Source organism: Dermacoccus sp. 147Ba (assembly GCF_004151355.1).
GTDB classification, from domain to species: domain Bacteria; phylum Actinomycetota; class Actinomycetes; order Actinomycetales; family Dermatophilaceae; genus Dermacoccus; species Dermacoccus abyssi.
Window position 1 is genome coordinate 1 of sequence record NZ_SEHL01000009.1, and the last position, 21511, is coordinate 21511.

General features: G+C 67.8%; 24 protein-coding genes and 1 pseudogene. 15 read left to right on the plus strand and 10 right to left on the minus strand.

Annotation, left to right across the window (positions count from 1 at the left end; translation table 11 throughout):
- Nucleotides 1-385: VOC family protein (locus EVU97_RS11750; protein WP_129666037.1), on the plus strand; the 385-nt coding region annotated here is incomplete at its 5' end.
- A 76-nt stretch (nt 386-461) separates the two neighbouring features.
- Here EVU97_RS11750 and EVU97_RS11755 read toward each other — a convergent pair.
- On the minus strand, nt 462-1256 hold the full coding sequence (locus EVU97_RS11755) for a DUF6226 family protein (RefSeq protein ID WP_129666039.1): 795 nt from the start codon (nt 1254-1256) through the stop codon (nt 462-464).
- A 381-nt stretch (nt 1257-1637) separates the two neighbouring features.
- Here EVU97_RS11755 and EVU97_RS11760 point away from each other — a divergent pair, with 381 nt between their 5' ends.
- Both EVU97_RS11760 and EVU97_RS11765 read left to right on the plus strand, forming a co-directional pair.
- Nucleotides 1638-1895 carry a hypothetical protein gene (locus EVU97_RS11760; protein ID WP_047310770.1) on the plus strand — a complete coding sequence of 86 codons (258 nt, stop codon included), beginning with the start codon at nt 1638-1640 and terminating at the stop codon, nt 1893-1895.
- A gap of 27 nt (nt 1896-1922) precedes the next feature.
- Nucleotides 1923-2762 (plus strand): hypothetical protein, encoded by an 840-nt coding sequence (locus EVU97_RS11765; RefSeq protein ID WP_047310769.1) that lies wholly within the window; start codon nt 1923-1925, stop codon nt 2760-2762.
- A gap of 146 nt (nt 2763-2908) precedes the next feature.
- Here the strand turns inward: EVU97_RS11765 and EVU97_RS11770 are convergent, their stop codons facing one another.
- Nucleotides 2909-3676 (minus strand): OBAP family protein, encoded by a 768-nt coding sequence (locus EVU97_RS11770; protein WP_129666040.1) that lies wholly within the window; start codon nt 3674-3676, stop codon nt 2909-2911.
- Between the two features lie 166 nt (nt 3677-3842).
- On the opposite strand from EVU97_RS11770, the gene EVU97_RS15275 reads away from it, so the two are divergent.
- From EVU97_RS15275 to EVU97_RS15285, 3 genes are read left to right on the plus strand one after another with little or no spacing between them, the layout of a single operon-like run.
- Nucleotides 3843-4499, plus strand: coding sequence for an MFS transporter (locus EVU97_RS15275; protein ID WP_240730219.1), 657 nt, complete (start codon nt 3843-3845; stop codon nt 4497-4499).
- A complete protein-coding gene (locus tag EVU97_RS15280) occupies nt 4490-4747 on the plus strand; it encodes a hypothetical protein (protein WP_240730220.1) in 258 nt (85 codons plus the stop codon). The genes EVU97_RS15275 and EVU97_RS15280 overlap by 10 nt, the downstream gene beginning before the upstream one ends.
- Before the next feature lie 21 nt (nt 4748-4768).
- On the plus strand, nt 4769-5116 hold the full coding sequence (locus tag EVU97_RS15285) for a hypothetical protein (RefSeq protein ID WP_240730221.1): 348 nt from the start codon (nt 4769-4771) through the stop codon (nt 5114-5116).
- Between the two features lie 82 nt (nt 5117-5198).
- Here the strand turns inward: EVU97_RS15285 and EVU97_RS11780 are convergent, their stop codons facing one another.
- Nucleotides 5199-6644, minus strand: a complete 1446-nt coding sequence (locus tag EVU97_RS11780) for an APC family permease (protein WP_129666042.1) — start codon at nt 6642-6644, stop codon at nt 5199-5201.
- Nucleotides 6645-6932: 288 nt separating this feature from the next.
- A complete protein-coding gene (locus EVU97_RS11785) occupies nt 6933-9236 on the minus strand; it encodes a glycosyltransferase family 39 protein (RefSeq protein WP_129666044.1) in 2304 nt (767 codons plus the stop codon).
- A 186-nt stretch (nt 9237-9422) separates the two neighbouring features.
- Here EVU97_RS11785 and EVU97_RS11790 point away from each other — a divergent pair, with 186 nt between their 5' ends.
- The 3 genes from EVU97_RS11790 to EVU97_RS11800 all read left to right on the plus strand — a co-directional run bounded on the left by EVU97_RS11790 (nt 9423) and on the right by EVU97_RS11800 (nt 11248).
- The gene (locus EVU97_RS11790) at nt 9423-10118 is read left to right on the plus strand and encodes a phosphatase PAP2 family protein (protein ID WP_129666046.1); all 696 of its coding nucleotides are present in this window, start codon (nt 9423-9425) and stop codon (nt 10116-10118) included.
- Nucleotides 10118-10846 (plus strand): phosphatase PAP2 family protein, encoded by a 729-nt coding sequence (locus EVU97_RS11795; protein ID WP_129666048.1) that lies wholly within the window; start codon nt 10118-10120, stop codon nt 10844-10846. The genes EVU97_RS11790 and EVU97_RS11795 overlap by 1 nt, the downstream gene beginning before the upstream one ends.
- A 207-nt stretch (nt 10847-11053) precedes the next feature.
- Entirely contained in the window at nt 11054-11248 is a 195-nt protein-coding gene (locus EVU97_RS11800; RefSeq protein ID WP_047310764.1) for a hypothetical protein, read from the plus strand.
- Nucleotides 11249-11315: 67 nt separating this feature from the next.
- Here the strand turns inward: EVU97_RS11800 and EVU97_RS11805 are convergent, their stop codons facing one another.
- The 3 genes from EVU97_RS11805 to EVU97_RS11815 form a co-directional block, all read right to left on the minus strand.
- On the minus strand, nt 11316-11708 hold the full coding sequence (locus EVU97_RS11805) for a hypothetical protein (protein WP_047310763.1): 393 nt from the start codon (nt 11706-11708) through the stop codon (nt 11316-11318).
- Nucleotides 11708-12061 carry a hypothetical protein gene (locus EVU97_RS11810; RefSeq protein ID WP_129666050.1) on the minus strand — a complete coding sequence of 118 codons (354 nt, stop codon included), beginning with the start codon at nt 12059-12061 and terminating at the stop codon, nt 11708-11710. Before EVU97_RS11810 ends, EVU97_RS11805 begins: the two co-directional genes overlap by 1 nt.
- A gap of 182 nt (nt 12062-12243) precedes the next feature.
- Nucleotides 12244-13725: a hypothetical protein gene (locus tag EVU97_RS11815; RefSeq protein ID WP_129666052.1), complete on the minus strand. Its 1482-nt coding sequence runs from the start codon at nt 13723-13725 to the stop codon at nt 12244-12246.
- 222 nt (nt 13726-13947) lie between these two features.
- Here EVU97_RS11815 and EVU97_RS11820 point away from each other — a divergent pair, with 222 nt between their 5' ends.
- The 4 genes and pseudogenes from EVU97_RS11820 (at nt 13948) to EVU97_RS11835 (ending at nt 17026) form a co-directional block, all read left to right on the plus strand.
- On the plus strand, nt 13948-14862 hold the full coding sequence (locus tag EVU97_RS11820; RefSeq protein ID WP_129666054.1) for a bifunctional 2-polyprenyl-6-hydroxyphenol methylase/3-demethylubiquinol 3-O-methyltransferase UbiG: 915 nt from the start codon (nt 13948-13950) through the stop codon (nt 14860-14862).
- Nucleotides 14863-14913: 51 nt separating this feature from the next.
- A pseudogene (locus tag EVU97_RS11825) lies at nt 14914-16082 on the plus strand (RtcB family protein).
- Nucleotides 16083-16186: 104 nt separating this feature from the next.
- Complete coding sequence (locus EVU97_RS11830; RefSeq protein WP_129666056.1) at nt 16187-16546, plus strand: ArsC/Spx/MgsR family protein; 360 nt, start codon at nt 16187-16189, stop codon at nt 16544-16546.
- A 36-nt stretch (nt 16547-16582) separates the two neighbouring features.
- Entirely contained in the window at nt 16583-17026 is a 444-nt protein-coding gene (locus tag EVU97_RS11835; protein WP_129666058.1) for a YccF domain-containing protein, read from the plus strand.
- Nucleotides 17027-17032: 6 nt separating this feature from the next.
- Here the strand turns inward: EVU97_RS11835 and EVU97_RS11840 are convergent, their stop codons facing one another.
- Complete coding sequence (locus EVU97_RS11840) at nt 17033-17272, minus strand: hypothetical protein (protein WP_129666060.1); 240 nt, start codon at nt 17270-17272, stop codon at nt 17033-17035.
- 145 nt (nt 17273-17417) lie between these two features.
- On the minus strand, nt 17418-18044 hold the full coding sequence (locus EVU97_RS15010) for a maleylpyruvate isomerase family mycothiol-dependent enzyme (protein ID WP_165357955.1): 627 nt from the start codon (nt 18042-18044) through the stop codon (nt 17418-17420).
- 337 nt (nt 18045-18381) lie between these two features.
- On the opposite strand from EVU97_RS15010, the gene EVU97_RS11850 reads away from it, so the two are divergent.
- Both EVU97_RS11850 and EVU97_RS11855 read left to right on the plus strand, forming a co-directional pair.
- Nucleotides 18382-19017 (plus strand): hypothetical protein, encoded by a 636-nt coding sequence (locus EVU97_RS11850; RefSeq protein WP_129666064.1) that lies wholly within the window; start codon nt 18382-18384, stop codon nt 19015-19017.
- Between the two features lie 44 nt (nt 19018-19061).
- Nucleotides 19062-19616, plus strand: a complete 555-nt coding sequence (locus EVU97_RS11855) for a hypothetical protein (protein WP_129666066.1) — start codon at nt 19062-19064, stop codon at nt 19614-19616.
- A 177-nt stretch (nt 19617-19793) separates the two neighbouring features.
- Here the strand turns inward: EVU97_RS11855 and EVU97_RS11860 are convergent, their stop codons facing one another.
- A complete protein-coding gene (locus EVU97_RS11860; protein ID WP_129666068.1) occupies nt 19794-21380 on the minus strand; it encodes an APC family permease in 1587 nt (528 codons plus the stop codon).
- Nucleotides 21381-21511 lie beyond the last annotated feature (131 nt).

Genomic DNA, 21511 nt, shown 5'->3' on the forward strand with positions numbered 1-21511 from the left:
TTCCGTCGCCATCGACACGCCTGACCCTGAGCGTCTCGCCGCGTTCTACTGCAACCTCGCAGGCGGGCGCGTCACGTACCGCAGCGACGACTGGGTCGAGACGCAGTACCCCACCGGTCAGCGACTCTCGTTTCAGTTGTCGCCCGACTACGTGGCTCCGACCTGGCCGGCCAACACCGTGCCGCAGCAGGCGCACGTGGATTTCCACGTGCCTGAATACGAGGCGGCGCACGCGCATGCGCTCAGCCTGGGTGCGACGTTCCTCGAGGACGAGAGTGCCCACGCCGATTTTCGTGTGTACGCCGACCCGGACGGGCATCCCTTCTGCCTGTGCCTCGAACAGCCGGAGCGATACGAAGCCGCAGAATCGACGCCGCAAGCCTGACCGGAACTGGGCGACCGCCGCGTCGGGTTGTCGTCAGGGTCAGCCACAGCGGGGCCTGGGCGTCGCCCGAACGTCATCACGTCATCGGCGTGATGAGCGGCAGGGGTTCACGACCGGGAAACCATGAGGCTCCTCGGACGGCGTAGTCACCCTGACCGAGCCAGTCGCTTCCCGATGAGCCGTCCCATGCGCTGCGCTCGCGCCGGACACCTCCGGTCGCGACGACCTCGATCGAGCCGTCGACGATCGACAGCAACGTCCGGTCGAGACCTTCCAAGAGATCAGCCGAACCGTCATCGCATGCGTCGCAGGGGCAATCGGGCACACGATCGATGATGACGATCGGGTCGCTCAAACCCACCTCGAACTGAGTGCCGAGCTCGTCCAGGGGCCACGCCGCTACGCGTAGGGTCGGCGCGTTCTCGTGCGGGATGGCCATCCACACCACCGACGGTTGTCGCGGACAATTCGGCCACGCCGGGCCACCTTCGCCACGCTCACCCACTGGGCTCGGTTCGACGAGATGGTCGTGTTGGCCGAGTCCATCGCGTCCATCGAGGCCGGCATCCGCGGCGCGAGGGCGACTCTCGTCGGCGGAGGCACAGGGTGTTGTTGCCTGCCCCTGAGTCGGCAGTGGTCCAGCTCCGTGTGGTGCCACGTGAGCGAGACCGAGTTGGGCGAGGGCGTCCATCCAGGCCCGCACGCGAACCTCGAGGATGACGTAGAGCTCGGGGTGGGTGAGGCGGCTGTACTCGTCGTCGGTGGGAGCGCTGCAGCCGCCCGGCGAGCTGGGGTCTGCGTGTGGGTCCGGCCAAGCCGAGGAGCCGCCCGCTGCCACGAAGCAGGCCTCCACGGCATCGAGCAGGCTCACCAGATGATCGGGAAAGTATGGATTCCCGGTTGATTCGTCGGGATGAGCGCGCCAGTAGGCGTTGTGGTCGTGCCACCAGGTCGACATCGCGCCTCCAGCAGGACGGGTACGGCGGGTCTGGGAGCGCCTGAGCGCTCTCCCTCACGCTACGGGGGCGCGGCCGGGTTAGGCGACGAGGTTTTCTGCGCGCCGACGTGCCGGGGATCGTCCGAAAGCGCGCCTCGTCCCCGGCTGCGGTGTAGCGGCTCCGACACGCGTCAGGCGAAGAGGCGGCGAGCCCATCCCGACACGGCGCGTTGCCTACGCGCCCCGAGCCGGGGCGATAGGCAACTTCACCGCTATGGTACTTTGGTACCAAGAACTCACGAAAGGACACTCTTCATGCCTGCCGTTGCGCCTATCAAGGTGTCCTCTTCGACGGACGCGCTCATCTCTCACGCAGCGCACTTCCTCTCGACGTCCAAGAAGGATGTCGTCGAGGTTGCTGTGCAGGAATACATCGATCGCCACCGTGACGAGATCAACGCCTCCGTGCAGAACATTCTTCGCGAGATCAACGGTTCGGACGCTGCCGCCGTTTCGGCCCTCAGCGGCTTCTCTGCGCAGGAGCTCGACGATCTGGGTGGATTGCCCGACTGACATGTGAGGACTCGCTAGTCTCTCGCTATGCAGGCTGATGATCATTCAGGTGTACGTCCCACCCGACGTTGCCTAGACTCGCTCGAGATCGAGATCCCGAAGTTGGACGCTCCCCTGCATCTGCTGGCCCACGAGCTCGTCGAGGAAGCACAGTCGCTTCCGGCCCGCATGCTTGCTGGCCGAGCCACCCGCATCGGGGTGCTCAAAGACCGAGTCTGGTTCAAGGTGAAGCGCGGGCGGTGGCGCGGCGTCGCCACCCGCCTCACCGACGCGGACCTACACGAGAACGCACGACTCGATGATGCCGCTGGGTGGACGCGAAGCGTGAACGAATCCTCGCGGTGGTGGCTTGGGGCTGCTGGGTGGCGGGAAGACGGCGCGCGTCGCGACTTTTACACCAGAATCGAGTCCGAGTGCCGGTGCGTCTGGAGCGAAGCGAAGAAGGACAGGATCAACACCGATTCGCTTCTGCCCCAGGAATGGGATCGACGCAGAATCATTGCCGAGCGCGCCGTAGCCGAGCAGCGCGCCTATCGGACGGTCATGATGCAGTGCGCTGCGCGCAGCTTGCGCAGTGGGAAGATCGTCATGGCACACTTCGATGCCTTCGCAATGGGTGTCCTGATCCGCGCGGATCGCGGAGAGCAATTCGTTGCCTTCATTGCGAGACAGGTTTACGACCCGAAGAGGCTCGCGGTCATGATGTCGGCCCTCCCGGGTGTGTCCGGGGACGACTGGGGTCCGGAGCCTGCGGGGATAGCGGACCTGGCGCCTGGTCCGGGTGAAGTTGTCTGGTCGGCCGTCCTGACGCCGGAGGCAGCTAACGCGATTCTCGACGCGGTGCCCTGGAGCGACGAGCCTGTGTGACTCGGGAACGCTCACCTCAAGCCGCCGAGGGGAGCGGGTTCGACACACGGGACGTTAAGCGGCTCGCACCGACAGCATCTGCTCCCGCGGGACGAGGAGCGCCTGCAGTCAAAGCACCCGCCCTTATCGGCAACGTCCCGCCTTCCTCAGCGCGTGAAGTCGACATCCTCGAGCGTTGTCTGCACCGAGCGTCCGCTCTGCCACGAGTTCGCGGCGGGGTCGACGTCGGGCATCGGGATGTCGGCGCGGTCGCGTCGCTTGTCGGGCGTGGAGACGCCGAGGCGCTCGTCGCGTTCGCGCGTGGCGTTCTCGTCGGCCTGTCCGTCGTCGGTGAAGCCCATCATGAGTTGCGGGATGCCGAACGGGAAGTCGGCTTTGTCGTACTGCCACGTGTGGAACGTCTTGCCGTACGTCGAGACGAGATCTTCGAAGTAGGAACGCTCCGCGAGATCCGGAATGCCCGGCGCCACGAGCATCCCCGACTTCACCTCGTAGTGGTGGCTGTGCCACAGCTTCTTCTCGTCCTCGGGCAGCGTCGCGAATTTCTCTGCGCTGATGATGTATTCGATGCCGATGAGGCGAGCGTCCGCGGCGTTGCTGTCGTAGATGACGCACTGATGCAGGTCGTGACGCAGGTGGGTGCAGAAGTGCGTCGCCTCGACCTGACGGCCCATGTCGTCGGCGTAGAAGTGGAAACCGTTGAGGTAGGTACTCATCGCGTCGAGCGGGTACTTCGGCTGCGCTATCGCCGACGCGAAGTCGAGGGCGCGGTGCTTGGCCGAATGCCCCTTGCCGGTCTTCATGATCGCGGTGACCTTCTTGGCAAGGCCCAGACCTGCCGCCGTGAGGGCGCCGGCGCCGAAGGCGGTGAAGGTGTGACGGTGTTCCGAGCTGAAGAGGTGACGGGAAGTCATGACTCCACGCTAGAAACCTCATCGGCCCTGCTGCCCACCCGAACAGGCGGGCAGCGTCATCACGGCGGCGCAGCGCTGGGCGTGGACCGAGGGGTGGAAGTGCGGTAGGTCGGTTCGTCAGGAGTTCGTAGCATCGAGGACTCGCCACCCGCACGAGGAGCCGCCCGTGAGTACCGCCAGCCGCCATCCCGCCTGGGGAGTCGCGTGCGTGACGGCGGGTGCGCTGCTCGCCGCGTCGGCCTTCCGTTCGACGACCGGTGTGCTCATGGAACCGATCGAGCACTCGACGGGGTGGTCGCGCGACGTGACGTCGGGCGCCGCGAGCCTCAACCTCGTGCTCTACGGCATCGCTGCCCCGTTCACCGCGGCGCTCATGCAGGCGTGGGGCGTGCGTCGCACCGTGACGGCGTCCCTGGTCATCGTCGGTCTGGCGAGCGCGGCCGTCACGCTCATCGGCGAGCCGTGGCAGCTGTGGCTGTTGTGGGGCGTCTTCATCGGCCTCGGCACGGGCTCGATGGCGCTGACGTTCGGCACGATCATCGCCAACCGCTGGTTCGTCAGCCACCGCGGCACGGTGACGGGCATCTTCTCCGCCGCCACGGCGGCCGGGCAGGTGCTCTTCGTCCCGGTCATTGCCATGATTGCGGCCGGGCCCGGTTGGCGCACAGCGTCATTGGTCGCCGGGGTGTGTTCCCTCGTCATGGCGGTGCTCTGCGCGCTGTTCCTGCGCGACCGGCCCGCCGACGTCGGGGTCGGCGCCATCGGTGCCGCGAGTGCGCAGGATGTTGAGGACGAGGGCCCCGCTTCCGGTCGATGGCCCTGACGGCCTTGCGCAGTGCCGCTCGACACTGGGCCTTCTGGGTGCTCATGCTGACGTTCTTCGTGTGCGGCTGGTCGACGAACGGCATGGTCGTCACGCACCTCGCGCCGGCCGCTCACGACCATTCGATGGTGCCGACGACGGCCGCCACCCTCATCGGCATCATCGGGATCTTCGACATCGTCGGCACGGTCGCCTCCGGCTGGCTGACCGACCGCTACGACCCGCGCATTCTTCTCGCGATCTACTAGGTCACGCGCGGCATCTCGCTTGTGTTCATCAACGGCTTGCTCGGCCCGAGCGTCGACATGCCCATGTGGGCGTTCGTCGTCTTCTACGGCCTCGACTGGACGGCGACGGTGCCGCCCACCGTCGAGTTGTGTCGTCGTCACTTCGGGCTGCACGCGTCCGGCGTCGTCTTCGGCTGGATCTACGCGTCGCACATGATCGGCGCCGGAATCGGCGCGAGCGTCTCGGGCGCGCTGCGCTCGGGAGCGGGGTCGTACGCGTCCGCGTGGCTCCTCACGGCGGGGCTGTGCCTCGTCGCCGGGGTGCTGCCGCTGACGATGAAACGCGGCCCCAAGACCCGCGACGACGACCAGATCGCCGTCCCCCTCTGAGAAGCGCATCAACGCCTCGCGACGCGACGGCGCCCGCTCGACCATGAGGGTCGGGCGGGCGCCGTTGTCGTCGGGAGAGGGTTTACTCCTCGAGGTTCTCGATGTCGCTGAAGCGCGTCTTCTCGTGGTGGCGCGTGTGGACGAACCACGTGAACAGCGACAGCACGACGCCGATGGCGAGCAGGGCCGCGCCGATCTTGTACTGGATGTACTTCTCCGGGTCGCGCGCCCACGGGCCGGCTAGGAAGGCGCACAGCACCGCACCGAGGATCGGGATGACGGTGGGCGCACGGAAGGCCTCGGGGTGTGCCTTTTCCCGGCGCAGCACGAGGCACGCGGTGTTGACGATGGTGAACACGATGAGCAGCAGCAGACCCGTCGTGCCGCCGAGTGCGCCGACGACCGGCGTGCCCTCCTGCATCGACACGTAGATGATGAGCGCCAGGGCGAGCGCCGTCGTGAAGAACACGGCCGCGTAGGGCGACTGGCGGCGCGACACCTTGCCGAGTGCCGGCGGGAGCACTTCCTGCTTCGCCAGGCCGTAGATGAGGCGGCTCGCCATCATCATGTTGATGAGTGCGGTGTTGGCGACGGCGAACACCGTGAGGAACGGGAAGACTGCGTCGACGGGGAAGCCGGGCATGCCGGTCTTGACGACCTCGAGCAGGATGCCGGTCTCGCCGTCGAAGTTCTGGATGTCCTTGATCGGCAGCACGAGCACGACCGACACGGCGACGAGCATGTAGATGAGCACGGCGATGCCGAGGCCCGTGAGCATGATGCGCGGGAAGACCTGACGCGGGTTCTCCGTCTCTTCGACCATGTTGACCGAGTCCTCGAAGCCCACCATCGAGAAGAACGCGATGGCGGTGGCGACGGTCGTCGCGGCGAACATGTTGCGGTCCGAGGACGACTCGAACGTCGTGAGCTGGCTGAAGTCGGCGCCCTTCGTGGCCATGGCGTAGAAGCCGATTCCGATGACGACGGCCAGTGCGAACAACTCGACGACGGTGAGCACGACGTTGAACTTCACGCTCTCGCCGACGCCGCGCAGGTTGATGAGCGCGAGCAGCACCATGAACGCGAGGGCGACGAGCATCGTGCCGAGGGCACCCGGGCCGTCGTCACCGCCGACGCCGAGACCGGTGAGGAGGTTCGCGGCGAGCAGGTTCGACGACGTCGCAGCGCTCGTGATGCCCGAGCAGACGACGGTGAACGCCACGATGAACGTGAGGAAGTGGATGCCGAACGCCTTGTGCGTATAGAGAGCAGCGCCGGCGGCTTGCGGGTACTTCGTCACGAGTTCGAGGTAGCTGAACGCCGTCAGGGTGGCGACGGTGAACGCGATGAGGAACGGCAGCCACGCCATGCCGCCCACTTCGCCCGCAATGTCGCCGGTGACGGCGTAGATGCCTGCGCCGAGAATGTCGCCGACGATGAACAGAAGCAGCAGCTTCGGGCTGAGGACCCGCTTGAGCTCGGTCTTCGGCTCGTGCGCCTCGGCTTGCGCCGCGTCCGTCGCAGCCATGATGTGTCCTCTCACCCCGTGATGCGTGTCACTCACACTGTCGCGTACGCAGCGGTAGAGCAACCCTGACATGCCGCCCCTTCGCGACTTTCACGAACGCCTTTCGGGGGCCGACCCATTTTGCACGCTGACGAACACCGTTGTGGGTGTTGGCGGCTCACGATTCCGGCAAATCGGTTCGGGTCATGAGGCTCGGCGGCTGCCAGCCGCAGCCGGAGCACTTGTGTGGATCTGGCCGCGATATCTCGCGGCCAGATCCACACAACGTACCCAGATAGGGGGAGAGGCTTACGACGTCGCCTTCGTCAGGTCGTACATCGTCACGCCGCCGACGGTCGTCGCCGTGTAGTGCGCCTTGACCCAGGCCGTGATCTGCGCGGCCAACCCGTTGCCACCCTGGCCACCGCCCATGCCGCCTCCGGCGATGAAGTACGTGATGTCGCCGTTCTTCACGTACTCCTGGAACTGCGCGAGCGTGACGTTGTTGTCGCTGCCGCTCCATCCGCCGATCGACATCACCGCGGTGTCCGAGGCGAGGATGTACCCGGCCGCACTCTGGTCACCGATGACCGCAGCGGACCACGTGGATGTCGTCGCGTCGAGCTTGGCGCTGAGGGCCGTGTTGCGCGTCGCGCTGCCCTGGCCGCCGGGAGCGGCCTGCATCGAACCGGACGTTGCCGATCCCGACGTTGCACCGCCCGACGACGCGGACCCGCTCCCGGGGGAGTTCGTCGAACCTGACGACGACTGGCCGTTCGTGCCGGACGCTCCCGGTGCGGCACCGTTCGGTGCCGATCCACCCGGGCTGCCGGACGGCGGCGTTCCCGTCGGCGGCTGCCCGTTCGGCGGCGTTCCGGTGGGTGCTTGCGCCGACGATGACGACGACGACCCGCCTGTCGTGCCGCCCTGTTGGGCGTTCTGCTGGGTGCCTTGCTGACCGCTCGGTCGAATGCCGGCCTGGCCGCCCGACGGGCCGCCACCCATGGGGCCGCCGCCCGCTCCGCCAGCCACAGCCGGGCCGGACGCCGGCATCGAGCCGGTGTGACCCTGCGTGATCGTCGCGAGCGTGTACGCCGTCGTTCCGCCCAGGCCACCGAGCACGCCGATGACGAGTCCGATCGTCGCGAAACGACGCACTCGCGCAGGGCGAGCACCGGCGACCACGAACGTCAGCGCCCCGATGACGGCGAGCACCAGCGACACCCACTTGAGCCACGGCATCCACGACGCAGCGTTCGTCGACAGCACCTGGAAGCTCCAGGCCGCCGTCACAACGACAGCCGCGGCGATGACGAGCCGCCACACGAACGAGTCGCGTCGGGCCCACGCCTCACGGCCACCGACGGCGACGCACGCCGCGATCGCCGGAGCGAGAGCCACCGCGTAGTACGAGTGGACGGTGCCCTGCATGAACGACAGGCACAGCACCGTGACGACGAGCCAGCCGCCCCAGAGGATGAGCGACGCGCGAACACGGTCGGTGCGCGGCGCCCGTCCTTGAGCGACGAAACCGGCGACGAGCAGCAGGAGAGCGGCCGGCAGCAACCATGAGATTTCACCGGCGAACTGGCTGTTGAACATGCGCAGGAGGCCTGCGGTGCCACCGAAGCCGCCTCCGCCACCACCTCCGCCGCCGTTGCCCGCGCCGCCGAGGATGCGGCCGAGGCCGTTGTAACCGAGGGCGAGCTCCCACAGCGAGTTGTTCGTCGAGCCGCCGATGTACGGGCGTGCCGACGCAGGCCACAGCGAGACGAGTGCGACGAGCCAGCCAGCTCCGACGACGACGCCGACGAGGCCCGCGACGAGGTGTGCCAGGCGCTGCTTGAGGGAGAACCGGGCCGCGACGAGGTAGGCGAGGCCGAGGCCGGGCAGCACGAGCAAGCCTTGGAGCATCTTGGTGAGGAACGCGAAGCCGATGAGTAGACCGGCCCCGAGCATCCACCGCAGGGCCACGCGTCCGCGTGTGGTCTCCACAGCGCGCACCACCGCGTAGGCGGCCGCCGTCATGAGGAGAACGAGCATCGCGTCGGGGTTGTCGAAGCGGAACATGAGGGCCGCAACCGGGGTCAGGGTGACGAGGAGCCCGGCGAACAGGCCGGCGGCGTGACCCGACCACCGACGCACCGCGCCGTACGTCAGCGCCACCGTGCCGACGCCCATGAGCGCCTGCGGCAGGAGGAGGGAGAAGCTCGAGAAGCCGAAGATCCGAGCCGACAGGCCCATGACCCACAGTGACGCCGGGGGCTTGTCGACCGTGATGGCGTTGCTCGCATCGAGCGACCCGAAGAGCCAGGCCTTCGCGTCCTGGGTCGCCGACTTCACTGCGGCGGCGTAGAACTCGTTGGCGTAGCCGGAGTTCGTCAGATCCCACAAGTACACGAACGCGGCGAACGCGAGCAGCGCGAAGAGCGCGGGACGCGCCCACGTCGGGTCGTCCTGCCTGCCGCGCAGGAGAGTGGCCGCGCGCCCACGGCTCGAGGTCTGGCCCGTGACGGCGTTCGTGCGTGACGCGCCGTCCGTCAGGTGTTTGTCATGAGGCGCGGTGTCGCTGCGTGATCGCCGCAGCAACCGCGCCGGGGTGGTCGTCGTCATCGCTGATCCTTGGGTCCGTTCGACGGCCGCCGAGTGCGACCGTGACGAGACCAAACTCCCGGCCCGCTCTTTGCGGGCCACTGGGTGGCTCTGTGGGATTCCTGTGGGCGAATTCGTCCGAATCGTCCGCGGCCAGGAATCACCGAGCGCGGCGGCGTCTCAGTTCGCCGCGCGTACCCTGACGGCGTGTCCCCAGCAACGTCGGGCGCGTGGTTCGTCCGCGTCGTCCTGCCCCGCCTCGTGCGCGGTGCCCTCGCAGCCGCAGTGCTCTGCCTGCCCGTTGTCGTCCTAGCCGTGCTGGTCACACGTCACTGGTCGCCCATCGTCGACGCCGACCAACGCGCCGTCCTCGCAGCCACGAACGTCACGCGCGAGCGGGGTTTCCTCCCGGCGCTCGAGGCGTGGCAGTGGTGGCTCCACCCGATGCGGGTCTACATCGCGGCCGTGCCGATTGCGCTGTGGACGTGGCACCGGCGTCTTCGCGGACGCACCATCTGGGGTGTCGCGACGATGCTCGTCGGCTGGAACCTCGGCCTCCAGGCGAAGCTCGTCGTCGAGCGTGCGCGGCCCCTCATCGACGATCCCGTCGCCCACGCGCCGGGCTACAGCTTCCCCAGCGGGCACGCGTTCAACGTCGCCATGATGCTCACGACGAGCCTCATCATGCTCTGGCCGCTCGTGCGCGAAAGGGCGCTCGCGCTGCGTGCCCTTCTCGTCGCGGGCGCCGCCGTCATCGCCGTGCTCACGGCCCTCGACCGTGTTTTCCTCGGCGTCCATTACCCGAGTGACGTGACGGCCGGCGTTCTGCTGGGGTGCGGGCTGTCGGTGGCTTCGTTCATCGGGTTCAGTCACCGACCGCGAGCGACGAAGGAGCCGGCGTGATGGCGGTTGGACCCGCTGCGAACACGCGCGCCGCTCGGCCCACCGTCCACGAGGTGCTGCGATCGGTACTGCTTCGCGCCGTTCTTCCGGCGCTCGTGATGTTCGGGCTCCTGCTCGGTATCGGCAAGGCCCTCATGACGGTGTTCCACGAGGTGCCGTCCGAAGAGCGCATCTCGCAGAAGGTGGCCGCCGAGCGTGACGGTGTGCTCAACACCGTGACGAAGGTCGTCTCGACGGTCAACGACACCTGGTTCACGATCGGCGGAGCGATCGTCATCGGGCTCGCTCTTCTCGCGCTGACGCGGAAGTGGTGGCTGAGCGTCGTGCCGCTGCTCGCCATCAGTCTCGAAGCGAGCGTCTTCGTGCCCGTGACGCACCTCGTCGGCCGACCGCGCCCCGAGGTCGGTCGGCTCGACAACGCGCCGCCGACCTCCAGCTTTCCCAGCGGCCACACGGCCGCCTCGTTCGCGCTGTTCTGGTCACTCGCGATGCTCGCGACGCGTATCGAGAACTCGGCTCTGCGACGCACCGTGCAGACGCTGTGCGTCCTCTCTCCGTTCGGCGTGGGCGCCGCACGTCTCTACCGCGGCATGCACCACTTCAGCGACATCGTGTTTGGTGGCCTCCTTGGCATCGGGTGCGCGTTCGCGGCCTACCTTGCTGTTCGAGCGGCGGATCGCCATGCCACCGAACGTCAGGTGGATCGGGGGAAGCTGACGACGGTCTGAAGCGTGAGCCCAAGGTGTCCAATTTGGGACGGATCGCGGTGTTCGGCCGTGTTGTTCAGGTGGTGACGGACCGGAAAGCAGGACCGCGAAAAATTCTCGGTTCACTTTTCGATGCACGCTCGATTTCACTCCCGTCGAGGTGAGAAGGTCAGACTCCGTTCCCGGACGCCGGCGCACCACGGTGGCGGCTTTCTTCGAGGAGAGACCATGAAACGACTCACCGCAGCGGCTGCTTCGATGCTCGTCGCCGGATCCTTCGTCGCCCTCTCCGCGGGGGCGGCCAACGCTGTGAGCCACCCGGTCACCGCGAAGCACGGTGAGGACAACGCCCCCACGGCGCGCGGCGAGGACAACGCCCCGTCCGTTCGCGGTGAGGACAACACACCCGGCGCGCGTCGCTGACGATGACGCACGAGGCGCCCTCCACGACGAATCGCGAAGGGCGCCGACGAGGTGAGGCGTGCAGGCTTCAGCCCATGCGTTCGATCGACTCGGCGCTGATCTCCGTGACGTCGTTGATGCCCTGGGTGCGCTGCCCCGTCACCGAGCCGCGCACGCGAACGACGCTGCCGAGGCGGAGGTGCTGGGTGTTCGGCAGCGGGCAGCACAGGGCGAGACCCGAGTCGACGGTGCGGAAGCAGTGGCGCACGATGTCCGGGCCGTCCTGCGCGTGGCGGGGGGTGGTGCCGGCAACGCGTACGACGATCTCGAAGGGCTCGCCGACCTCGCCGAGGTAGCCCGACGACGTTGTGCGGGTGGAATCCTGCTCGGCCGGGCCGGCAGCGACCCCGGCGAACCGGTCGTCGCGGGCCGCGCCGCGACGTTGCGCGGAGACGCGGGAGAGGGTCAAGGGGCCGAACATCAGGTCATCCTCAGCGGGTTGAAGCACTCGTGGAGCGTCGTGATGCAGACATCGTCACGACGGATGTGGGCCTGTACGCGGCCGGACAATTTCACTCGATCGCCCACGCGGAATCCGTAGCGGCGGGCTGATGACCATTCAAGCAAATTGTGAGTGCCGATTTGGCGGACGAGATAACGCTGAATTCGATGACCCATGTCGGTGATGGCGACGATCTCCACCGGCACGCGCACGTGCTCGGCCTGTTCACCGATCCATTCACTCGCCAGCGACGGGACGAACGGGCGCTCAGGGGTGCGGCTCGCGGCACCCGTTGCAGCCGCCGTACGGGTGCTGGACGAGACGAGGTTCACCGGAGCGAAAGTGCGCACGAGGGCACGACGAAGAGCGAAGGTCGCCACACGAACTCCAAAGCTGATCGACAGTCCTGACAGAAGTAGGACGCTCGATCAAGGTTTGGGTTGCACGTCGTGAGGTGATCAACGGAAAACGTGTGCGCGTCGTCGGGCCGAGATGCTCGAAGCCGGTGCGCGTGTCAGCGGCGCACGACCTTGGGCAGGCCGAGCACGGCGGCCACGCCGAGCGCGGAACGCGGGGCCCACGCCGTCCGCCACAGCCCGCCGTGAGCGGCGCCGTCGCTGAAGAGTGCCTCCGGGTAGTCGCGGTGCGGCGCCTCGCCGGGCGCCAGGTCATCACGCATGACGTCGTGCATGAGCAGCGCGGCCATGAGGGCGCGGCTCGTCTCGGGGGCGAAGACCTCGACGCCGAAGTGGTGGGCGCCGCCGTACGCCGCACGTAGGACGGGGTTCTTCGTCACCGATCGCGTTAGCGTGGCCGGGGCGACGTTGAACGACACGCGCTTGCCGTCGGCCTCCGCCGCCACAGCACGCCAGCGCTGCAGTCGCTTCGCGACGGCGTAGTTCGGGCCCTGCTGCGCGACGAGGCAGTCGGCCACGTGCGAGTGCTTGGGGTACGGCTCGCTGAACAGCTGGCCCCGCGAGGCCAGTCGTAGCCCTTTCTTCGCGACGCCGCGACTGCCGTGACGCTGCCAGCGTCCCCGCGAGGCGTCGACGATCTCCTGCGGCACGACGAAGGCGTCCGTCGGAGTGGCGAGGTACGCGAGGACCGTGGTGGGGCGCATGCGTTGCAGGTACTGGCCGATGGCGTCGGCCGCCAGCGTGAGGCGGATGTGCATGCCCGAGTCGGCGTAGGCGTGCATGCCGAAGACGATCGTGTCGTCGCCGGCGTTGTCGGCGAACCAGGCTGCAACACCGGCCGGGTCGGCCACGATGTCGGCACCCGCCTCGCCGTCCCTGACGGGCAGGGTGATGCTGCCCGCCCCGGCCTCGGCGAACTTCGCGAGACGCTCGCTGACGCGCGGAATGTCCACGGCGAGGATGCGTGCGCCCCAGCGCGACAGCATGTCGGTGGGGCCCATCTCGGCGCCCGCGCCGACGCTCGCGAGGACGTGACCGGGCAGGCTCAGCCATTCCGGGTGGTTGATGACGCGCTTGACCGCTTCGGCGCACGAGGCCTCGATGACGCCCTTGGCCACCCACGTGTCGAGCTGACGCTCGAGGTCGTGGCCCGTGAGATCGCGTCCCTTGTAGGGCACCGCCAACGCCTCGACCCGAGGCTTGCGACCGTCGATCGTGCGAATCTCGTACGTGCCGTGAGCCGCTTCGACGGCGTCGTCGAAGGCCCACTCGGCGAGTGGTGTTTCGTGGCCGTCGTCCCCGACGACGTGCATGCGGCGGTAGGCGGAGTCGAGCCCCGCGCGGGCGATGTCGACGGCGGCCTGCGGCGTGGAGGCCGTCGTCATCGTGAGGTCGCGAACCGCGGCGAGGTAGGCCTCGCGCCAGTTCTTCGCGCCCTCCACGCGTGCGGCGAGGACCGCGTCGCTGCCGCGGACGGCGTCGGTGACGATGCCCCGAACGGTCGGGGTGGTGGGGCGCTCGGCGTCAGCGCTCTCCGCGGTGTCGGGCGCGGGGAAGGTGATGCCACGAAGCGTCGTCATCGTCTGTCTCTTCCTGATCGGTGCAGCGGTCGCTTCCATGAAATCCCAGGACGTGTGGCCGGATCATCCGAAGAACCGCCAACGTCGGACGGGCGTCTTTGGAGGTTTTCTCCAACTTCCCGATGATGAGCGGTGACCGCGGCACCCGTGCCGCGTTTCCGAGGCAACATCGTCGGAGATATTCGGTCGCGCACCGGGATCACCTGCGTCAGACTCTCTTCCATGAACTCCTTCACCACGAGTTCTCCCAGCGCCGACGCGACGTGGGAGAACTCCCGCTCGCACAATCAGGCCAACTGGGACGAGCGCGCCGCCGCGCACGCTTCGAGCCCCGACTACGCCGTCCAGCGCTTCATCGACGACCCCGACGCCCTCAGTGGCGTCGTCGAGTTCGACCGACCTTGTCTCGGCTCGATCGAGGGCCTCGACGTCGTGCACCTGCAGTGCCACATCGGCACGGACACACTCTCGTTGGCGCGTCTCGGGGCAGCGTCCCTTACGGGTCTCGACTTCTCGACGGCGTCGCTCGAGCAGGCGCGCAGCATCACCGAGCGCGCCGGGCACCGCGACATCCGGTTCGTTCAGTCCGATGTCTACGACGCTCCGGCCGCGTTCGAACGACAGCAGTTCGACCTCGTCTATACCGGCATCGGCGCGTTGTGCTGGTTGCCGAGCGTCGAACGGTGGGCCGCCGTGGTGGCTGAGCTGCTACGACCAGGCGGGCGACTGTTCATCCGCGAGGGGCACCCCATGCTCTGGGCAATGGGCGACAACCCAGCCACCGGGCAGCGCACCCTCGCGGACGGCGAGTTCACCGGCCCAGCGCTCGAATTCCCCTACTTCGAGATGCCCGAGCCACTCGTGTTCGACGACGGCGGCACCTACGTCGAGACCGAGGGCGAGTTCAACGCGACGATCACGCACGAGTGGAATCACGGGCTCGGCGAGATCATCACCGCGCTGCTCAAGGCGGGCCTGCGCCTCGACTCGTTCACCGAACACCAGAGCGTCCCCTGGAACGCGATGCCCGGCCAGATGGTCGAGATCGGCGCCGGCGAATGGCAGCTCGCCGAAGCGCCGGAACGTCTCGCCGCCACGTACACGATCACCGCCACGAAGGTGGCACCCGAAACCTGACCTTGCTCCGTACTCCGTTGCGGTGCAGGGTGACCGCAAGGAGAAAGAACAATGGAGCGCATTTCCCCGACCCTCTTCAACTGGGCCTCGATCCTTGAGGATTCGACCCGCGAGCAGGCCGTCACCACGGCGTCGATGCCGTTCGTCTTCCCGCACCTTGCCTCATGCCGGATGCCCACCTCGGCCGTGGCGCGACCGTCGGCTCGGTCATCCCGACGCTCGGGGCCATCATCCCGGCCGCTGTCGGCGTCGACATCGGGTGCGGGATGATCGCCGTCCGTACGCAGCACACGGCGGCGGATCTGCCCACCGAGCGTGCGTCCGTGCGTCAGGCGATCGAGCGCGCCATCCCGCTCTCGGCGGGTGGGGCCAACCGCAAGATCAGCCGAGAGCACACGCAGGTGCGCCTCGACGAGCTCGAGACGATGGCCGAAGAGGCCGGGTTCGACCCGGCCGCGTACGCGAAGAAGTGGAAGCTCCAGCTCGGCTCGCTCGGTTCCGGTAACCACTTCATCGAGATCTCGCTCGACGAGGAGGACCGGGTGTGGCTCTTCCTGCACTCCGGTTCGCGAGGTGTCGGCAACCGCATCGCCCAGCACCACATCAAGGCGGCCGAGGCGTACTGCCGGACGAACTGGATCCAGCTGCCCGACCGTGACCTCGCCTACCTCGTCGAGGGAACGCCGCAGTTCGACGCCTACATCCGTGAACTGCGCTGGGCGCAGCACTTCGCGCTCCTCAACCGCGAGGAAATGATGGACCGCGTCGTGCGCCAGTACGCCGAGTGGGTGGGCGAGCCGGTGACAGAGCTTGAGCGCATCAACTGCCACCACAACTACACGGAGCAGGAGAAGCACTTCGGGAAGAACGTGTGGCTCTCACGGAAGGGCGCGATCAACGCCGAGGCAGGGCGTCCGGGTCTCATTCCGGGCTCGATGGGTACGGCGTCGTACGTGGTCGTCGGCAAGGGCAACGCGCTCTCGCTCAACTCGTCGCCGCACGGTGCGGGTCGTGCGTTCTCCCGTTCTGCGGCGCGCAAGCGCTTCACTGGTGACGAGCTGCGGGAGGCGATGAAGGGCATCGAGTACCGCGACACCGATGCGTTCATCGACGAGATCCCGGGCGCGTACAAGGACATCGACCAGGTGATGGCGGATGCCGCCGACCTCGTCGAGATCCGGCACACGCTGCGTCAGATCGTCAACGTCAAGGGCGATTAGTCATAGCCCGATTCCCCCGATGGAGTGTGGCCCCTCCGCCGCGCGACATCGGGGGAATCGGCGTTCCCATCGGGTTGTCGGTGGCGACGGGTAGCGTCAGGGGCATGGCTGAGACCACCGTTCTGCACAACCCGCGCTGCTCGACGTCACGCGCCGCCCTCGACGCGGCGCAGGAGGCGAACGTCGACGTCGAGGTCCTCCAGTACCTCAAGGAGCCCCTCACCCGTGAGGCCCTGCTCGAGTTGCTGGGCAAGCTCGAGGACGCACCCACTGACCTCGTGCGACGTGATGCCACGTTCAAGGAGCTCGGCCTCACCGACGCCGACGTCGCGGCGCCCGACCAGGTGGCCGACCTCCTCGCGGAGCACCCGAAGCTCATGCAGCGCCCCGTGCTCGTGCGTGGCAACCGCGCCATCATCGGGCGCCCGAAAGACCGCGTGCCCGCGTTCCTCGCAGGCAACTGACTTCTCGCACTACTGATCACCACTGGGGGAGGCCGCGTGAAGACGCTGCTCAACATCATCTGGTTTGTGCTGGCCGGCTTCTGGCTGTGGATCGCGTACGCGGTCGCGGCTCTCGTCATGTGCATTCTCATCGTGACGATTCCGTTCGGCATCGCGTCGTTCCGCATCGCCAACTTCGCGGCCTGGCCCTTCGGCCGCACCTACATCGACAAGCCGACCGCCGGCGCGGCGTCGATGATCGGCAACGTCATCTGGTTCGTGTTGGCCGGCCTGTGGATCGCGCTCGCGCACATCGGCACGGCCATCGCGCTCGCGGTGACGATCATCGGTATCCCGTTGGCGTGGGCGAACCTCAAGATGATCCCGCTCGCGCTGTTCCCCCTGGGCAAGGAGATCGTGCCGGAGGGTGCCCTCGCTCCGCCCCGGTACACACCGCCGCAGGCCTACGGCCAGGGCGGCCCGCCACTTTCGCGCTACTGAGTGGCCTCACGTGTAGGGGTAGGGCTTGGGCGTTCCGTCGTCGTCAATGCCGTAGCCGCTGCGAGGGTTCTCCTTCGGTTCGTCGAAACTCACCCAGCGGCGCAGCAGGCCGGGCACGAGGAAAACCACCCACGCGATCTCCCACGCGTGGAAGGCGAAGCCGAGCACGAAGAACGTGATGAGCGCCAGGGTGCCGGAGACTGCGAGCAACTTCTGCGCGGTGGTCATGGGCTGGTTGGTCTTCATGTCTTCACTCTTCCCCCGTGGTGGTCGCGCAGCCCGGGGTTGGTGTCACGAACGCCCCATGACATTCGTCAGGGGATGACGAAGGGCGCCCGCCGCCGACACGAATGTCGGAGACGAGCGCCCTGCGTTCGTGAGCGGCGCCCCGTTACTTCGTGAGGCGGGCGCGGTACTCGGGCAGGCCGTCGCCGGCGAGGTCGTCAAGGTACTCGGCGCGGCCCGTCATCGTCATGATGAGCGCGAGCAACGGGCCCTGGACGATCTCACCCTTGCCGTGATCCCACTTCTGGTCCGTGGCCATGAGGTGCAGGCCGTCGATGCGCTTCTTCACACCGAGGCCACTCGAATCCTTGTAGTAGTCGCCGAGCTCACGCAGCGTCTCGAGCGGGTACTCGCGGGTGAGCCCGAGCGGACGGCGGATGTCTTCGGCGTGCACGAGCGTGTCACCCAGCATCGCTTCGCCGCTCAGCGGGGCGGTGCGCTCGTGGAGCACGGCCTTGAACGCGGCGAGCGTCTCGGCGGGCTTGCCCTTCGAGTACTCGGCCACGCCGGCGTCGGTGACGGCCTGGAAGTCGCCCTTGTGCTTGAGCACGAGCTTGGCGACGTCGGCCTTCGACGTCGAGGCGCCGGAAGCGAGGTGGGCGACGACGTCCTGGATCGTCCAGCCCTCGCACAGCGACGGGCTGCGCCACTGCTCGTCGGAGAGCTGCTCCAGCTCGGCGAGGAGAGCCTCGCGCTCGTCGTGGATCTTCGTCCACACCATCTCGTGCGACATGACGTTGCCTTTCGTCGGGGCCGAATCTTGGCTCCAGTCTGCCGAAACGGCGAGCGATCGGCCATCCGAGCGCGTGAACCTGCTCACAGCGCGACGGCCGTTCGCGCGCGGGAAATCACTCGACGGTGAACCTGCGATGAACGCGTCGTGACTGCTCGGAGGCGCCCTCCTCGACGCGGGATGAAAGCCCATCGCTCTCCGATCAAGTGTGAGAGTCCTCACGAAAAACCCGCGGAAACTCGGTCGATTCCTTCTTGTACGGTCGTCCATGTTCGAGCGCCTCGGCCGTCTCGCGGTCGGGGATTCATCTTGGAGAGGAGCACATGCACGTCCGTTCATGGGGCCGCACGACGGCCGCTGCGGCCACCGTCGCCGTCGCGTTCGCCAGCATCGGCGCCGGCGCCACGGCGCCACGGCGTCCGCCGAGCCGCAGGTCCGCCACGTCACGCAGCACGAGACGATCGACCAGTCGAACTCCAGCGTCTACTCCGACGCGTCGGTTCCGGGCTCGCTCACGGCGGGCCAGTTCCCCGTCGCCAATGAGAGCGCCTACTCGCTGCCCAAGGGTTACTCGGTACAGGTCGGATGGCAGGTCGTGAAGAACCCGGCCAACGAGGGTGGCCGCAAGGGCTACCAGTCGTACGTGAGCACGACGGCCACCCCGTCGCTCGCCTCGTCGTCGGTGAAGTACGCCGGCGCGACGAACGCGTCGGCCGGTAAGAACGGCGTCGCCAACGTCGAGCTGACGAAGACCCTCGCCCCGGGCCAGGGCATCTACGGCACCTGGTCGGGCGCCCCGATCTCCGCCGACGGCCAACGTTCCGCGACGATGCGCTACCGCGTCTCCGTCACGGCGCCGTCGCGCACGATGACGTACACGAGCCGCGCCAACACGTCGGCGGGCGAGCTCGTCGAGATCGAGCACGTCGTCACGATCAAGGGCGGCACCTTCACCTACGACGCCGACCTCTGATCGGCCCACCCCGCACTTCGACCCCACGACACGAGGTAGGAACCATGACGACCATCAAGCGCACCCTCGCGACGTTCGCCGCGGCCGCCACCGTCGCCACCGGCTTCGCCGCGGCCCCGGCGCAGGCTGACGCGTCGACCGAGAACGTCGACATCTGGCACATCAAGAACGCCGGCCCGATCAAGCCCAACGCCTCCAACCCGAACCCGGTCTGCAACCCCTGGTCGCAGTACCGCACGCACATCACGAGCGTGAAGACGTCGTTCACGCCGATGGGCGCCGTGCAGACGACGAACGACTCCGACTCGAGCGTGCCGCTCACGCAGACGTTGTCGTCCACCCAGACGCTGACGATGAAGATCGACGGCGACTTCGGCCGCTCCTTCACCGCGGGCCTCATGGGCTCGGGCAGCAAGGACGGCATGACCGGCGGCGGCAACCTCGCCGCGACGTGGACCCAGGCCATCAAGCCCGGCTTCTCCTACGAGGCGTCGTGGACGACCGGTCAGGAGATCGGCCCCTACGACATCAAGCCCGGCATGGTCGGACGCGCGACGCACGGCTTCAACACCGTCACGTTCAAGGGCACGCAGCAGTAATGCAAGCTCAACGGCACGTGGAGCCAGCCGACGCCCCTGTCGGGCACGGCCCCCGTCGCCAAGGACGTTCACATCGAGCAGTACAAGATCGGTTCGCTGCCGAAGAACCGCTACTGACGCACACACACCCGTGCCCGGGCCGATCATCGGCCCGGGCACGGGTGTGTGCGAACGCCGTCAGTGGTGGTCGGGAACCAGCTCGTCGACCCGGTCCTTGCCCATGAGGGCCCAACGCTCGGGGTCGCGCTTCTTGAGCGCCGCCGCCGAGATGATGCCGACGACGACCGCCACGAGGATGAGGCCCGGCAACACCCAGCGAAGAGCGCTCTCCGGGTTGCCGATGAGGTTGCCGAACTGCGAGGTGGCGTACACGGCGACCGCGCCCATGAAGACCGCGGAGAGCGCGGGGGCCACGGCCGTCCGCCACATTCCGCCGGCCCCGGTTCCTGCGGTGGCGACGTCCGCCGTCACGGCCTCGTCGGCCGCGGCCTTGCGGCGCTCGCCGCGGTAGCGCGCGAAGAACGCGACGACGGCGACGGACGCGAGCGACATGAGGAACAGAATGGCGAGCGTGCCGAGCTGCGTCAGCCAGGTGAAGAGGTTGAGCACCGGATCCTGACCCGTCACCGTGAAGAGCAGCAGGACGACGGCGGCGAGGGCCGTCTGGCTCATCGAGCCCATGTGGGGCGACAGGTGCAGCGCGTGCGTGTGGCCGAGCTTGCGCGGCACGAGCCCCTCACGCCCGAGGGCGTAGAGGTAGCGGGCCACCGCGTTGTGGAAGGCGAGCAGGGCCGCGAACACCGACGTCGCGAACAGCAGCGACATGACCTGCGTGGCCGTTGAGCCGAGGTAGGTACCGCCGAGCTCGAAGAGGAAGACGGTGGGGTCGGGCTTGAGTTCGCCGAGGTGCGACACGAGCGTCGAGGGGCCCTGGGCGCTCACCATGAGCCACGTCGTGATCGAGTAGAAGACGCCGATGACGATGACGGCGAGGTAGGTCGCGCGGGGCACCGTGCGGCGCGGGTCCTTCGCCTCCTCGGAGTAGATCGTCGTCGACTCGAAGCCGATGTAGCTGGCGGAGTTGAACAGCAGCGCGATGGCGAGCGAACCGCTCGTCAGGGCGCCGAAGCTGAAGGGCTCCATCGACAGGTTCGAGGCGAAGCCGCCGGTGCCTCCGTTGCCGCCCTTGCCGACGATCGCGACGTCGAGCAGGAGCACGATGAGGAACTCGAGGGCGACGAGGATGCCGAGCACCTTGACCGAGAGGTCGACCTGGCGGTAGCCGAGGACGCCGATGATCGCCCAGGCGACGAACGAGCACGCCCACCACGGCGGGTTGAACCCGAGGGTCTCCGCGCAGAAGCTCGCGGCGGCGGCGCCGAAGAGTCCGTAGAGGCCGATCTGCATCGAGTTGTAGCCGAGCAGCGCGATCCACGCGGCCGCGCCACCGGCGGGCTGCTTGAGGCCACGCGCGACGTACGCGTAGAAGGCGCCCGTGCTCGTGTGGTGGCGTGCCATGGCCGTGTACCCGACGGCGAAGAGGAGCAGCAGGGCGCTGACGATGAGGTAGGCGAACGGTATGCCGGGGCCGTTGCCGAGCAGCATCGCGACGGGGGCTCCGCCGGCCATGGCGGTCAGAGGTGCCGCCGCCGAAACGACGATGAATGCGATGGCGACCGAGCCGAGTCGGCCGCTGCGCAGCCTGTGTTCGTCGCCGGACGTCGCGCGCTCGCGTGCGTCGTCGTGAAGTGGTGCGCTGCTCATGGCATCGCCTTTCGCCAGGGGGTTGCGTGGGGAGGCACCCCGGCCCGTGACGCCGCGTGTCGCGGGCCGGGGTGTTACGCACGTTCACTCCGAGTCACCCCACTCGTTAGGGAGCGAACGATCTGCGTGAG